The sequence below is a fragment of the Nocardioides sp. genome (genome assembly GCF_964229035.1).
Lineage (GTDB): Bacteria > Actinomycetota > Actinomycetes > Propionibacteriales > Nocardioidaceae > Nocardioides.
The window spans coordinates 119,051-132,456 of sequence record NZ_CAXRAZ010000015.1; the positions used below are offsets into that span (position 1 = coordinate 119,051).

Consider the following 13,406-nt stretch of genomic DNA (forward strand, 5'->3'; position numbering starts at 1 on the left):
GAGCCACCCAAGCCACCCGAGCCGCCCAGCGATCAGTCGCTCAGGCGGCCGAACGCCCTGCCCGCGTCGGGCTGGGGGCCTCGAGCAGCTGTGCGCGCCGTGCCGCCGCGCTCGCGCGCCGCTCGCTCCGTCGAGCCGCCCAGGTCGCGCGCGCCTGGAGACCGAGGGTGAGCAGCGCGGCCCACATGGCGCCCGAGGCCAGCAGCCAGTGCAGCGGCAGGACGACGAGGTCGACCACCGCGCGGCGCCCGTGCCGGCGTGCCAGCACCACGCCGACGTAGGCGCCGGCACCGACCATGGCCATGAGCGCCTCGCCCATCCCGAGCCACACCGCGCGCTCGGCGAAGCTGCCCGGCTCCATGCCGCTGCGCAGCCCGACGACGAGTGCGCACTCCACCAGCACCGGCAGCGACCAGAACATCATCGGCAGGCTCAGCGACAGCAGCGCGTGGCAGGCGGTGGCCTGGTCGGCGTCCTCGGAGCGCAGCGCCTCGCGCAGGCGGCGCACGCCGACGCGCACCGTGGCCACGCACGACTGCGCGCGCTCGTGGGTCCAGATGAGCGGGCCGGGCACGCGGCGCACCACCGACACCGAGTCGAGCACCTCCACCCGGGGGCGGTCGACGTCGATCAGCAGGCCGTCGAGGGCCGGGTGCACGGCCCGGAAGCCGCCGAGGCGACGCAGCAGACGCATGGTGAAGTGGGTGGAGCCGAGGTCGCGCGGAACGGCCCCGGCCGGCACCTCGTTGCTCACGCGGGCCACGCGCAGGCCGTCGTCCACGGTGGCGAGGCGGGCGTAGGGCGAGCGGCGGGTGGGGTCGAGCAGCCGGGTGGCGCGCAGCCCGAGCAGCGGCGGGGTGGCGGCACGACCCGCCCGCAGCGCGTGGTCGATCTCGAAGTCGTGGACGGCGTGCCGCAGCTGCCCCGGGTCGGGCCGCTCGTCGGGCCGGTACACCACCACGTAGCGCCCGCGGGCGAGCGCGAGGCCGTGGTCGTAGGTCTCGAAGCGGTCGTCCAGCGCCCGGCTCGGGATGCGCGCCACGCGCACCCACTCCGGGGGGTTGGCCACGCCGACGGCGGCCAGGGTCAGCGGGTCGTCCTCGCTCACCAGCAGGACGGCGTCCAGGCGCGTGCGCGGGTAGTCGAGGCTGTGCAGCAGGCCCATGGCGTCGGCGACCGCGGCGGGCCGCTGGACGCGCACGAGCACGGTGTAGGGCGGCAGGTCGCGGTCGTCGACGGGAGCGGCCGGCACCGTGCGCCGGTGCCGCAGCCCGTCGGCGTCGTCGGCCATCTCACGTGAGAAGGCGGCCAGGCCCAGGGTGGCCTGCACCGAGACGCCCGCCAGGAAGAACGCGGCGCTCACCACCACCAGCACCGCCACGACGTCGACCGGCACGAACACGAGCGCGGCGAGGAAGGTGATGCCCGCGAGCGCGGCCCACAGGTGGTGCACGGGCTGCACGACGAAGGTCTGCTCGGGCGGCTCCGGCATCGTCTCGGCGCACACCCCGATGCGGTCGGGGTGGCGCACGGCCACGTGGTCGAGGTCGCGCTGGGTGCAGGCGACGAAGTCGATCGGACCATCGGGGAAGTGCCGCCGCACCTCGGCGATCAGGGCCGGCCCGGGCTGCACGGCGGTGGCCACGACCAGGCGCCCGCGCGCGGTGAGCTCGCACGGCACCCAGCCGTCCTCGACGCTCTCCTCCGGAGGGATCCGCGCCAGCACGGCCGGATCGGGCGGGTCGACCACGAGGTCGCGCTGCTCCAGCTGCCAGTGCCGCGCGAGCGCGTCGTAGAAGGCGCGCCGGGACACGAAGCCCGCGTCGATCAGATGATGTCCGAGATAGCCGCCCTCGCGGCGCTGCCGGCGCAGCCCGACGTCCAGCTGCTCCTGCGTGATGGTGCCGTCGGTCACCAACCGACGTCCGATCCGATCCATCCGGTCCATCCGGTCCATCCGGTCCATGTGCGTCCCCACTCCCCCGCGCGTCCTCGCGCGGACCGCTCCCGGTCCCGAGCCGACTCCTCCGGTCGTCGCGCCGACCGCTGCGCTCGCTGCTCGCCCGCCTCCCATCACCTCCGCTCACACGGAGGCCCGCACCTCGCCGTCCTCTCGGCTCGCCTCGGCCTCGGCGAGGAGCGCGAGCAGCTCGTCGACGGGCCGCGGGCGACCACAGTGGAAGCCTTGGAGGCGCTGGTAGCCGAGGTCGCGCAGGGCGCGCGCCTGGTCGGCGTCCTCGACCCCCTCGGCGACGGCCTCGACCCGCAGACCCTCGGCCATGGCGCGCACACCGTGCGCCACCGAGCGTGCGCTGGCCGAGGCGGTGATCTCGGCGACGAAGCGCCGGTCGAGCTTCACCAGCCCGATCGGCAGCTCGACGAGGTGGGTGAGGGTGCTGTAGCCGGTGCCGAAGTCGTCGACCGCCAGCCGGATCCCGGCGCGGTGCATCACGTCGAGCTCGTGGACGAGGGCGTCGGTCACCGCCACCAGGCGGGTCTCGGTGATCTCCAGCACGAGCAACGACGCCGGCAGGCCGGTGCGCTCCACCAGCGCGAGCACCCGTCGCGCCAGGCCGGGCCGCGCCAGCTCCTCGGCGCTCACGTTCACGTGGATGTCGAGCGTCCAGCCCTGACCGAGCATCCGCGCACCGTCGGCGCAGGCGGTCGCGAGCACGCGGGCACCCACCGGGTGCATCAGCTCGCTGCCCTCGAGCACCTCCATGAAGTCGGCCGGCTCGAGCAGTCCGCGACGCGGGTGGTGCCAGCGCAGCAGCGCCTCCACGGCCACCGGCTCCCCCGTGAAGGCGTCGACGATCGGCTGGTAGTGCACGACGAGCTCGTCGCGACGTTGCGCCTGCTCCAGGTCGAGCAGCACCTCCACCGACGGCGGCGCGTCGGCGCGGTGCGCCCCGTGCAGGGCGGCGCGGGCGCGGCCCGCGGCCTTGGCCGTGTAGAGGGCGGCGTCGGCGCGACGCATCAGCGGGCGGCCGTCGAGGTCGCCGGCCTCGGCCACACCCACGCCGACGCTCGCGGTCACCATGAGCAGTCGCGTCCCCACCACCATCGGCGTGCGCAGCGACTGGTGGATCTGGTCGGCCAGCGCGAGTGCACTCTCGCCGGAGCGCTCCTCGTGGGCCGGCGCCACGTGGAGGACGACGAACTCGTCGCCGCCGAGGCGGCCGATGGTGGCGTGGGGGCCGACCACCGAGCGCAGGCGCGCGCCGACGTGGCGCAACACCTGGTCGCCGACGTCGTGGCCGTAGGCGTCGTTGATCTGCTTGAAGTGGTCGAGGTCGACGTAGAGCACCGCCACCTCGCGCGAAGCGTCCGTCGCGGCGCGCAGGGCCCGACCGAGGCGGTCGGTCCAGAGCACCCGGTTGGCGAGGCCGGTGAGGTCGTCGTGGAGCGCGACGCGGGCCAGCTGGCGCTCGGCCTCACGCTGCGCGGTGATGTCGATCATCTGCAGCTTCAGCAGCACCACCTCGCGCCCCGTCGCCGGGTCGCGCTCGCGGTCGACGAGCACCAGAGCGGCGTCCACCCAGCCGCCGCCGTAGCCCTGCGTCAGGCGAAGCGGCCCACGCCAACCGGCGGCCCCCGCCACCAGATCGGCGATCGCGGCCGTGAGGGTGCCGCCGTCGGCCTCGACGAACCAGTCGAGGGGGTCATCACCCACCAGGCGCTCGCGCTCGGAGGACGTGAGGTCGGCGAGCGCCCGGTTCACCTCGGTGCAGCGCACCCGACCGCGAGCGTCCAGCTCGAGGTGCGCCGCAGCGACGAGGGCGGCCTCCATGTGGTCGTGGAGGCGATCGCGGTCACGGCGGCTGGCCTGGAGGGCGTCGGCCCGGTCCTGCAGGGTCACCGCGACCACCAGCGCCCCCGCGCCGGCGGCGAAACCGGCCACCTGCAGCGAGATCGGCCCCCAGCCGGGCGCGGCACCCGGCGGGAACACGAAGGCGCCGGTGAGGAGCGAGACCATGTCGGCCAGCGCGACGAAGAGGATCGTCACCGCGGTGACGGCGGGACTCGACCGCAGGCCCACCACCACCAGCAGGACGACGCCGGCGAACGCGAGCTCGGGAGGTGCCGCCACCATCAGGGCGGCGACGACGATCGCCGCCGCCGCGGCTCCAGCGATCGGCACCCAGCGGCGGGCCCGGCCGACGCGGTCGACCAGCTCGGGGAGCGCGAGGAGCCCGCTGACGCTCAGGAAGGCGCACAGGCCGTGGCGCAGCGCCGTCACCCCGGCGAACTCGACCAGGCCGCTGCCGCGTTCGGTGCCGATCATCGGCGGGGTCGCGTCGGCGGCCAGCAGCACCCCGCCCACCACGAGCGCGACCACCGCGGACGCCACCGCGGACGCCACGGAGGCGAGTGCGAGGTCGCCGAGGTCGGGCAGCGAGCGGGCGGCCCGGATCCTGCGCCAGCCGCGCGCCCGGAGGGTCTCCGCGACGGCGAGGCCGGCGGCGACGGTGGCGGCGGCCGTCGTCCACGCCGGGGCGGGCTCGTGCCCGAGCCGCTGCAGCACCACTCCGCCGCTCACCAGCATCCACCCCAGCGCCGACCAGCGGGCGAGGCCGCCCGTGACGGCCAGCAGCCACGCGCCGGCCACGCCGATCGCGGGCCAGGCGAGGTCGAGGGGCGTGGTCGCCTCCTGCACGGCGTGACCCAGCACCACCGCGGCGACGTAGGACGCGGCGGCACCGCACGCGACCCCGGCCCCCATCAGCTGTCGGGGTGCGCGCCGTCCGGCGCTCCTCCCGAGGGCTCCCATGTCTCCACTGTGACGCCGCGAACAGGCCGATGGGACCGGCGACCGACGAAACAGGACCTAGGTCCTCGCGAGTCGTGACCGGTCGTCGCGCGATGCTGGGACCATCCTGCCCGGCCGCGCCACGGCGGCGTGCGGGCGTCGTCCGCGGGGGGCGGGGCGGGCGATGCGGGCGCTCATCGCCACCACCCACTCGAGGACGACGGCCAGCGCCGACCCCCAGAAGGCCACCGATGCGAGCACCCAGTGCGCCGGCACGTGGAGCAGGTCGACCGTGGCGCGATCGCCGCGGTGGGCGGCGAGCACCACCGAGCTGAACATGGTCACCGCACCCAGCACGAGCGCGAGCTCGCCGAGCACCAGCCAGGCCACCCGATCGGCGAGCGGGTGGTGGCCGGTGCTGCTGCGCACGCCGACGGCCAGACCGCCCGCCAGCAGCGGCACGAAGGCCAGGTACATGATCGGCACGCCGGCGGCGCACAGCGCCTCACCTGCCCCCGACCGTTCGCGCCGCGGGCGGTGCACCGTGCGGGCGCCCGCGACAACGCGGCGACTCCACTCCGGCATGGAGTGCAGTCCGGCCCGGGCGCGCTCGTCGAGCCAGTCGGTCAGGCGCGGCGCTCGACGCACGAGCGACACCGACGTGAGCTCCTCGATGCGCGGGTGCTCGGCGGCCGGGGTGTCGCGCAGCGGCGGGAGAGCGACCTCCGCGTAGCCTCCGCGGCGCTGCAGCAGGCGGCGGTTGACGTGCAGGCCGTGCGGGTCGCGAGGGGCGACCGCGATGCACACCTGCTCGGCACTACGGTCGATGCGCAGCGAGAAGTCGGCGGCGCTGAGGCGCTCGTGCCAGGTGCGGCGCGTGGCGGTGCGGCGCAGCGTCGTCCTCAGGGCCAGGAGCGGACGGCGGGTACCGAACGCGCCGCTGAGGTCGTCCTCGAAGCGCTCGGCCGCGCGGCGGAGCTGCTCGGGCGCGGGTCGGTCGTCGGCCTCGAAGGCCACGGCGTAACGCCCCCGCGCGAGGGCGAGCCCGCGGTCGAGCAGGTGCAGGTCGTCGGCACTCGCACCGCCGGCGGCCACCTGCACCAACCGCACCCAGTCGGGCGGCGGCGTGCGTGAGAGCGACGCGGTCGCCACCTCGTCGTCGGTGTCCACCAGCCACAGCACGTCGAGTCGCGGGCGCGGGTAGTCCAGCCGCGCCACGAGCTCGGCCGCGCGCACGGCGGTGTCGGGCCGGCCGCGCAGGCGCACCAGCACCGAGTAGACGGGCAGCTCCTCGTCGCTCAGCGCGGGCGGAGGGCTCCCGACGTCGCGCCCCGTGGCCACGGCGCGGTCGAGCTGGCGCGAGAAGTGGGCGAGTCCGAGGATCACCTGCGTCGAGACCCCCACCAGGAAGAGCGCCCCCAGCAGCAGCACGACCATCGCCGTGGCGTCGACCGGCGCGATCGTCGCTGCGAGCGAGACGGCAGCCAGCAGCACGACCGCCCCTGCGCGGTGCACCAGCCGGATCTGCGGACGACGCGCGACGCGCCCCTGCGCCGACACCGCACGGCGGCGCCGCTCGCTCGCGCCGAGCACCGCGAGCGCCACGGCGTCGAGGTCGCGCCGGGTGCAGGCCACGAAGCGGACGGCGTGGCCGGGCAGATGCTCCTCGACCTCGAGGCGCAGCTCGTCGCCGAGCGGCTGGTCGGTGGCGATCACGAGGACGCCGTCCTCGCCGGCGTCGCACGGCACCCACCCGCGCTCGAGACACTCCTCGGCCGGCACCATCGCGAGCGCCTCGGGGCTGGGCGGGTGCGCGACGAGGTCGCGCTGAACGAGGCGGCGCTGCGCGGCGAGCACGGAGTAGAAGTCACGACGCTCCACGTAGCCGGCGTCGATCAGGTGCTCCCCGATCTGCCCCCCCTGTCGTCGCTGGCGCTCGAGGGCGAGCTGCAGCTGTTCGGGTGCCACGATGCCCTCGGCGAGCAGGCGCGCACCGATGCGATCGGTCGATCGCCGAGCATCCTCGCCTGCTCTCACCCGTCAAGAGTGACGGCCCGCCGGGGCTGCGGGACCCACCGGAGCGCCATTGGGGACCATGGTCCTGCGAGCTTCGACCGATCGGTCAGCCGAGCGCTCGACCGGGATCCGGCGGGCCGCCTCAGGGGTAGGAGATGTCGGTGGTGCGCTCGCTGATCGCCCACAGCTCGCGCTGGGCCGAGGCGTCGCGCGCCAGGCGGGTGCGGCCCACCACCTGGGGCACGCCCGACATCTCCTGCAGTCCCGAGGGGCCGACGTAGGTGTCGCCGGGCAGGTCGTCGGTGGCCGCCATCAGGGTCGGCCAGGCACCGGCGGCCGCCGGCTGCGACACGGCCCTGATGGTGGCGTCGAGGATGGAGGCGATGCCGCCCGCCGAGCGGCCGTACTGGCCGTTGGCGGCGAGGTGGGTCCCGGCGAAGCCGGGGTGGGCAGCGAGCGCCCGCACCGGCAGCTCCTTGGCCCGCAGGCGTCGGTCGAGCTCGGCGGTGAAGAGCAGGTTCGCGAGCTTGCTGCGGGCGTAGACGTGCCAGCGGTGGTAGCGGCCGGTCTCCTGGCGCGGGTCGTCCAGGGGCGCGCGGCGGGCGATCTTGTGGAAGGCCGACGACACCGCGACCACGCGGCCGTCGCCGCTCGCCACCAGCTGCGGCAGCAGCAGGCCGGTCAGCAGGAACGGGCCGAAGTGGTTGGTGGCCATCTGCAGCTCGAGGCCGTCGGCGGTGCGCGAGTAGGGCGTGCCCATCACGCCCGCGTTGTTGATCAGCACGTCGATCGCGCCGAGCTGCTCGGCCGCCCCGGCGGCCGCACGCACCGAGCTGAGGCTGGCGAGGTCCAGGTGCAGCGCCTCGAGCGTGGCCGCCGGGACCTCCGCCCGGATCGCCGCCGCGGTCTCCTCCACCTTCGCCGGCGTGCGCCCGGCGAGGACGACGCGCGCTCCGCGCCGCGCCAGCTCGAGGGCCGTGTAGTGCCCCAGCCCGCCCCGCGTCGGCCCGGTCACCACGATCGTGCGTCCCGACTGGTCGGGGATGTCGGCGAGCTTCCAGGCCATCGTGTCTCCTCGGGTGGGCCGCGCGGTGGCGGGCTCGGGGTGGATCAGGGTGTGGTCGCGAGCTCGGCGAGGATCCGCTCGGCGAGCCCGGAGTCGCCGTCCACCTGCACGGGGGCGGCGTCGGGGCGTCGTCCGCCGGCGCGGAGGATGAAGACCTCGCGGCTCATCGTGAGACGCACCGTCGGCTCGGCGGGAACGTCGGCCAGCGCGCTCGCGCGTCTGTCGTCACCGACCACCACCGCCACCGGCGCGCTGCCCTCGACCGCGAGCACGGCGGTGGTGCCGGGCTCCGGCTTCACCCGCTTGCCGACGACGAATCCGAAGCCCTCGGAGAGGTAGTCGGCCGTGTGCTGACCGCCCGGGGTGTCGATGCCGCCGGGCAGTCCGACCGCGCGGCGCACGTCCTGCTCGTGCATCCACACGTCGAGGGGCCGGTTGCGCAGCAGGGTGCGCTGGTTCCAGCCGATCATCCCGAAGAGTCCAGGGGCCGGGGCGGCGCCGTCGGTGGGAGGGTCGGCGCGCAGCGCCTCGTGGCGGGCCGCGGTGACGCGACGGATCTCCTCCACGATCTCGGCGGGATCGCGATCGCGGCGGGTCACCACGCCGATCTCGGTGAACTGCCCCATCGGGCTCGTCACGTGCGGCGGGTCGCCGATGTCGGCCTGCTCGTCGGGGCCGCCGGCCAGCAGCGACTCCAGGTGCGCGGTGTGCGAGGCCACCGCCTTGACGTCCCACCCCGGCAGGTCGGTCGGCCGCGCCCAGTCGGCGGGGCCGAGTTGGTCGAGGACGTCGACGAAGTCGCCGACGGCGCTCCACCAGGTGTCGATGTAGCCGGCCAGGAGGTCGCGATCACTCACGCCGCGATGCTAGCGACCCCGGGCACCCGCCGGGGCCGTGGACGACGGACGGCCGCCCCGCACTGCGCGGGACGGCCGTCCGGATGGAGCTGGTTGAACTGGGTGGAGCTGGGTGGTGCTGGGTGCTACCGGGTGCTGCGGATCAGAACGCGGCCTCGTCGAGGTCCATGAGCGCCAGGTCGGTGGCCTGGGCGATCTTCAGCTCGGCCGAGACCTTCGGCAGCACGGTCTGGGCGAAGAACTGCGCCGCGGCGACCTTGCCCTCGTAGAACGACTGGTCGCCCGAGCCCTCGCCGAGCTTGCCCAGCGCGACCTCGGCGCCGCGCAGCAGCAGCCACGAGCAGACGACGTCGCCGAGGGCGAAGAGCAGGCGAGTGGTGTTGAGGCCGACCTTGTAGATGTTGCGGATCTCGTCCTGGGCGGACATGAGGTCGTTGATCATCTGGCCCACGATCGCCTCGGCGTCCGCGAGGGCGGTGGCGAGGAGCTCGCGCTCGTTCTTGAGGCGACCGTTGCCGGCCTCCGACTCGAGGAACGCCTTGATCTCGCCGGCGACGTGGCCGAGCGCCTTGCCCTGGTCCTTGACGATCTTGCGGAAGAAGAAGTCCTGGCCCTGGATGGCGGTGGTGCCCTCGTAGAGCGTGTCGATCTTGGCGTCGCGCACGTACTGCTCGATCGGGTAGTCCTGCAGGAAGCCCGAGCCGCCGAGGGTCTGCAGGGACTCGGTGCCCAGCAGCACCCACGAGCGCTCCGAGCCGTAGCCCTTGACGATCGGCAGGAGCAGGTCGTTGACGGCCTCGGCGAGGTGGTCCTTCTCGCCGGCGGCCTTGGCGATCTGCACCTTGTCCTGCCAGGTCGCGGTGTAGACGACGAGCGAGCGCATGGCCTCGGCGAACGCCTTCTGCGTCATCAGCGAGCGGCGGACGTCGGGGTGGTGGGTGATGGTGACGCGGGGGGCCGTCTTGTCACCCGACTGGGTGAGGTCGGCGCCCTGGAAGCGCTGCTTGGCGTGCTCGAGCGCGTTGAGGTAGCCGGTCGAGAGGGTCGCGATGGCCTTGGTGCCCACCATCATGCGGGCGTTCTCGATGACGTCGAACATCTGGCGGATGCCGTCGTGCACCTCGCCCAGGAGGTAGCCGACGGCCGGCTCGCCGCCGCCGACCTGCGGGTCGCCGAAGGTGACCTCGCAGGTGTTGGAGACCTTGAGACCCATCTTGTGCTCGACGTTGGTGACGTAGGCGCCGTTGCGCTCGCCGGTGAGCTCACCGGTCTCGAGGTCGAAGTGGTACTTGGGCACGAGGAAGAGCGAGAGGCCCTTGGTGCCCGGGCCGCCGATGCCCTCGACGCCCTTCGGACGCGCGAGGACGAGGTGGACGATGTTCTCCTGCAGGTCGGACTCGGCGCTGGTGATGAAGCGCTTGACGCCCGAGATGTTCCAGGTGCCGTCCTCGTTCGGGGTGGCGAAGGTCTTGCCGGCACCCACGTCGGAGCCCGCGTCGGGCTCGGTGAGCACCATCGTGGCGCCCCACATGCGCTCGACCATGAGCTCGGCGATGCGCAGGTCGCGCTCGACGCCGTTGGCGTTGTTGTAGACGACCGAGGCGAAGAACGGGCCGGTGCAGAACATCCAGATCGGCGGGTTGGCGCCGAGGATCATCTCGCCGGTGGTCCACACCAGGCTCGGCGGAGCGGTGGTGCCGCCGATGGCGTCGGGCACGCCGAGACCCCAGAAGCCGGACTCGACCCACTTGTCGTAGGACTTCTTGAAGGCCGCCGGCACGGGGGCGGTGTTGGTCGCCGGGTCGAAGACCGGCGGGTTGCGGTCGGAGTCGACGAAGGAGTCGGCGAGGTCCTCACGGGCCACGCGCTCGACCTCGGCGATGATCTCGCGGGCGGTGTCGGCGTCCATCTCCTCGTAGAGCCCGGTGCCGAGGTACTCCTGCACCTTGAAGAGCTCGAAGAGGTTGAACTCGATGTCGCGGACGTTGCTCTTGTAGTGGCTCACTGTTCCCACCAATCCCAGGGGTTCGGAAGCTGGATCTCGAATGACTACTCGTCAGTAACTTAATGGTACTGGGGGGTGCTAGCAGCGGCAAGCAAACCGAGGAACGATCGCCTCACACCGCGCTGGCGCCCGAGAGATCCCCCGTGGCTCATCGGCAGTACCACGAGCGAGCCGATGGATCCCCGATAAGACAGGGGGCGTCTGCCAGACTGAGCCCATGCGTGTCTCCGCCAAGTCCGACTACGCCCTGCGCGCCCTCATCGCCATGGCCGGTCGCGACGACGGTCGGGCCGTCAGCGCCGAGGAGCTCGGCCGCCTGCAGGACATCCCGCACGGCTTCCTCCAGGCGATCCTCGCCGACATGCGCCGCTCGGGCATCGTGGTCAGCCAGCGCGGTCAGTCCGGCGGCTGGCGCCTGGCCCGCACCGCCGACGCCATCACCGTGGCCGACGTGATCCGCGCCGTCGATGGCCCCCTCGTCTCCGTCTACGGCCTGCGCCCCGAGGCCGTGGCCTACAACGAGCAGGCCGACGTGCTCCAGCACGTCTGGATCGCCGCGCGCCACGCCCTGCGCGAGGTCTTCGAGGACGTCACCATCCAGCAGCTCGCCGACGGCACCCTCCCCGACACCGTGCTCGCCCGCACGGCCGACGAGGATGCCTGGCAGCCCCACTGAGCTTCGAGGCGCGAGCGTGTCGACGGTCGAGCGCTCGCCCGGACCCGTCGGACCCGGACTCCCGCTCGACGCGGCTTCGCCGCGGTCGCGACGTTGCCGCGCGGAACTTGTCAGCCGGCGGCGGCTGGTAGGCCGAGAGTCGTCGGCCGCCCCTCGGCCCACATCAGGCCGATGAGCCACAGGTAGGCCACGAGGTCGCCGAGCGCGGCGAGGCCGAAGAGAGGCGGGCCTGCTGAGCCAGTCCGCGCCAGCGCGATCCCGAGCACGAGCAGACAGCTGGCGACCACCGTCACCACCGCCACCCGCCGAAAGCTCGGACGACGCGCCGGCTGCGCCGTCGCCGCACCCGCCGCGCAGAGCAGGACGACGGCGAGCGTCGTCACGAAGCCGACCAGCGAGGCGAGAGCACCACCCGCCAGGTCGAGTGGCAGGGCGAGCGCCGCAGCGACCGCCGCCACGATCAGCACCCAGCCGTAGGCGGCGTGACGCGGGACGAGCCGGCGAGCGCCGACGGCGACCAGCAGCCAGCCGATCGCGTCGGAGACGAGGTCGAAGGTGTCGATCCTGATGTCGATGAAGACCACCAGCAGGCCCACAGCGACGAGCCGGGCACTGGACGCCCCGACGGGATCTTCGAGGTGGTCGACGGGCTGCGCGCTGGACATGGCGCGTCCGGGAGCAGGAGGTGGGGGGGCGACCCAGCGTGGCACACCTCGGTGCCGATCACCAGCAGCGCCCTAGCGGCCGAGGACGCCGTCCTCCTGATCGACGAGCTGCTCGGCGACGCGGGCGACCTTCACGTTGGACTGGCTGCTGCGTCGCTTGAGGTAGGCGACGGCGCCGTCGTGGTCGAGGCGGTAGCGCGAGCGAAGGACGCCGATCGCCTCCCCGATGGCGAGGCGGCTGTCCATCGCCTGCCTCATCTGGTGCCCGAACTCCATCCGCTCCGCGGCGACCCCGGCGAGCATCGCGACGCGGTCGGCCTCGTGGCGCCAGGGCAGCGGCACCTCGGCGGCGCGGTGGTAGACGATGACCGCGCCTAGCGTGCGCGCCGGCAAGCCGAAGGGCACGGCACACACCGCACCGACGCCGGAGTCGCTGGCCGTGGGAACCCACTGCGGCCAGCGGTCGCGCTCGTCGTCCACGCGGACATGGACGCAGGTGCCGTCGCGCACAGCGGCGACCCCCGGGCCCTCACCCGTGCGCTGCGCCAGGTCGGCCATGGCGTCGATTGCCGAGCCGGACACGCCGCGGAAGGCGAGGTCCTCACCCGCCACCGTTCCCACGACGGCGGCGCCGACCGCGCCCGAGGAGCGGCTGGCGAGCAGGCGGGCCATTTCCGCGAAGGTGTCGTCGAGGTCGGCGAGGGTGTGCCGGGAGCGCAGCCAGGGCTCCAGCAGTCGTTCGAGAAGGCGGTCGCGGTCGTGCGACATCTGCATCACCACCCGAGTGAGAGGTCACCAACTGTCGAAGGTGGTGCCCGTAGTGCGACGGGCCCAAACCCGTTGACGGGCAGGGTCCTCAGCGGCGACCCGAGCACTGCGCGAGGACCAGCACGATCACCGTGACCAGCATCGCGAGCCAGAAGATGCGCCACATCCGTCGCTCACCCGGCACGGTGTCGCCCGACGACGGACCGGAACGTAGCGGAACGCCTGTCGGCGGGGCGGCCGGCACCGGCGGCTCCGGATCCGCGACCGGTTGAGCCTCGACACCTTCGACCGCAGGCCGCTCAGACGAGCGGCGGCCGGCGGACGGCCGAGGCTGCGCATCCGGGTAGCACCAGGGGGCGACGGTTCGCGACCCGATGAGCGCGGCGAGCACCCGGTCGGCGTCCTCGAGGCGCCAGCGGTGGAGGCCCGGGGGCACCGGGCGATCCTCGTCGACCCAGCCGTCGACGGTGAGGCGGTGGACGACGCCGTCGGCGCCGATGCGCCAGAGCTCGGGCATCACGAACGGCTCGATCTCGCCCGGGGCCGGTGCGCCGAGGAAGGTCGACGCTGGCGAGGTCATCTCCTGGCGTCCTTCCCGAGGTG

Annotated in this window: 10 protein-coding genes; 1 reads left to right on the top strand and 9 read right to left on the bottom strand. The window is 73.8% G+C overall.

Going from position 1 to position 13,406, the window contains the following annotated elements:
• Positions 1-40: 40 nt before the first annotated feature.
• The 6 genes from ACERUN_RS05790 to ACERUN_RS05815 form a co-directional block, all read right to left on the bottom strand.
• The gene (locus ACERUN_RS05790) at positions 41-1,939 is read right to left on the bottom strand and encodes a hypothetical protein (protein WP_370288865.1); all 1,899 of its coding nucleotides are present in this window, start codon (positions 1,937-1,939) and stop codon (positions 41-43) included.
• Positions 1,940-2,083: 144 nt separating this feature from the next.
• Positions 2,084-4,771 carry a putative bifunctional diguanylate cyclase/phosphodiesterase gene (locus ACERUN_RS05795; protein ID WP_370288866.1) on the bottom strand — a complete coding sequence of 896 codons (2,688 nt, stop codon included), beginning with the start codon at positions 4,769-4,771 and terminating at the stop codon, positions 2,084-2,086.
• A gap of 57 nt (positions 4,772-4,828) precedes the next feature.
• Complete coding sequence (locus ACERUN_RS05800) at positions 4,829-6,787, bottom strand: hypothetical protein (RefSeq protein WP_370288867.1); 1,959 nt, start codon at positions 6,785-6,787, stop codon at positions 4,829-4,831.
• A 121-nt stretch (positions 6,788-6,908) separates the two neighbouring features.
• Positions 6,909-7,832 (bottom strand): oxidoreductase, encoded by a 924-nt coding sequence (locus ACERUN_RS05805; RefSeq protein WP_370288868.1) that lies wholly within the window; start codon positions 7,830-7,832, stop codon positions 6,909-6,911.
• A gap of 44 nt (positions 7,833-7,876) precedes the next feature.
• Positions 7,877-8,689, bottom strand: coding sequence for a maleylpyruvate isomerase family mycothiol-dependent enzyme (locus tag ACERUN_RS05810; protein WP_370288869.1), 813 nt, complete (start codon positions 8,687-8,689; stop codon positions 7,877-7,879).
• Between the two features lie 142 nt (positions 8,690-8,831).
• The gene (locus ACERUN_RS05815; protein ID WP_370288870.1) at positions 8,832-10,694 is read right to left on the bottom strand and encodes an acyl-CoA dehydrogenase; all 1,863 of its coding nucleotides are present in this window, start codon (positions 10,692-10,694) and stop codon (positions 8,832-8,834) included.
• A gap of 217 nt (positions 10,695-10,911) precedes the next feature.
• Between ACERUN_RS05815 and ACERUN_RS05820 the strand changes: the two genes are divergently transcribed.
• On the top strand, positions 10,912-11,370 hold the full coding sequence (locus tag ACERUN_RS05820; RefSeq protein WP_370288871.1) for an Rrf2 family transcriptional regulator: 459 nt from the start codon (positions 10,912-10,914) through the stop codon (positions 11,368-11,370).
• A gap of 110 nt (positions 11,371-11,480) precedes the next feature.
• Here the strand turns inward: ACERUN_RS05820 and ACERUN_RS05825 are convergent, their stop codons facing one another.
• The 3 genes from ACERUN_RS05825 to ACERUN_RS05835 all read right to left on the bottom strand — a co-directional run bounded on the left by ACERUN_RS05825 (position 11,481) and on the right by ACERUN_RS05835 (position 13,383).
• The gene (locus tag ACERUN_RS05825; RefSeq protein ID WP_370288872.1) at positions 11,481-12,035 is read right to left on the bottom strand and encodes a hypothetical protein; all 555 of its coding nucleotides are present in this window, start codon (positions 12,033-12,035) and stop codon (positions 11,481-11,483) included.
• A gap of 72 nt (positions 12,036-12,107) precedes the next feature.
• A complete protein-coding gene (locus ACERUN_RS05830; protein ID WP_370288873.1) occupies positions 12,108-12,803 on the bottom strand; it encodes an ANTAR domain-containing protein in 696 nt (231 codons plus the stop codon).
• 88 nt (positions 12,804-12,891) lie between these two features.
• Positions 12,892-13,383: a hypothetical protein gene (locus ACERUN_RS05835; RefSeq protein WP_370288874.1), complete on the bottom strand. Its 492-nt coding sequence runs from the start codon at positions 13,381-13,383 to the stop codon at positions 12,892-12,894.
• Positions 13,384-13,406: the final 23 nt, after the last annotated feature.

What these genes read in the sequence shown, in the direction of transcription:
- ACERUN_RS05790 (WP_370288865.1), bottom strand. Translation starts at nt 1,939, where the DNA reads ATGGATCGGATCGGACGTCGGTTGGTGACCGACGGCACCATCACGCAG.
- ACERUN_RS05825 (WP_370288872.1), bottom strand. Translation starts at nt 12,035, where the DNA reads ATGTCCAGCGCGCAGCCCGTCGACCACCTCGAAGATCCCGTCGGGGCG.
- ACERUN_RS05835 (WP_370288874.1), bottom strand. Translation starts at nt 13,383, where the DNA reads ATGACCTCGCCAGCGTCGACCTTCCTCGGCGCACCGGCCCCGGGCGAG.
- ACERUN_RS05795 (WP_370288866.1), bottom strand. Translation starts at nt 4,771, where the DNA reads ATGGGAGCCCTCGGGAGGAGCGCCGGACGGCGCGCACCCCGACAGCTG.
- ACERUN_RS05805 (WP_370288868.1), bottom strand. Translation starts at nt 7,832, where the DNA reads ATGGCCTGGAAGCTCGCCGACATCCCCGACCAGTCGGGACGCACGATC.
- ACERUN_RS05830 (WP_370288873.1), bottom strand. Translation starts at nt 12,803, where the DNA reads ATGTCGCACGACCGCGACCGCCTTCTCGAACGACTGCTGGAGCCCTGG.
- ACERUN_RS05820 (WP_370288871.1), top strand. Translation starts at nt 10,912, where the DNA reads ATGCGTGTCTCCGCCAAGTCCGACTACGCCCTGCGCGCCCTCATCGCC.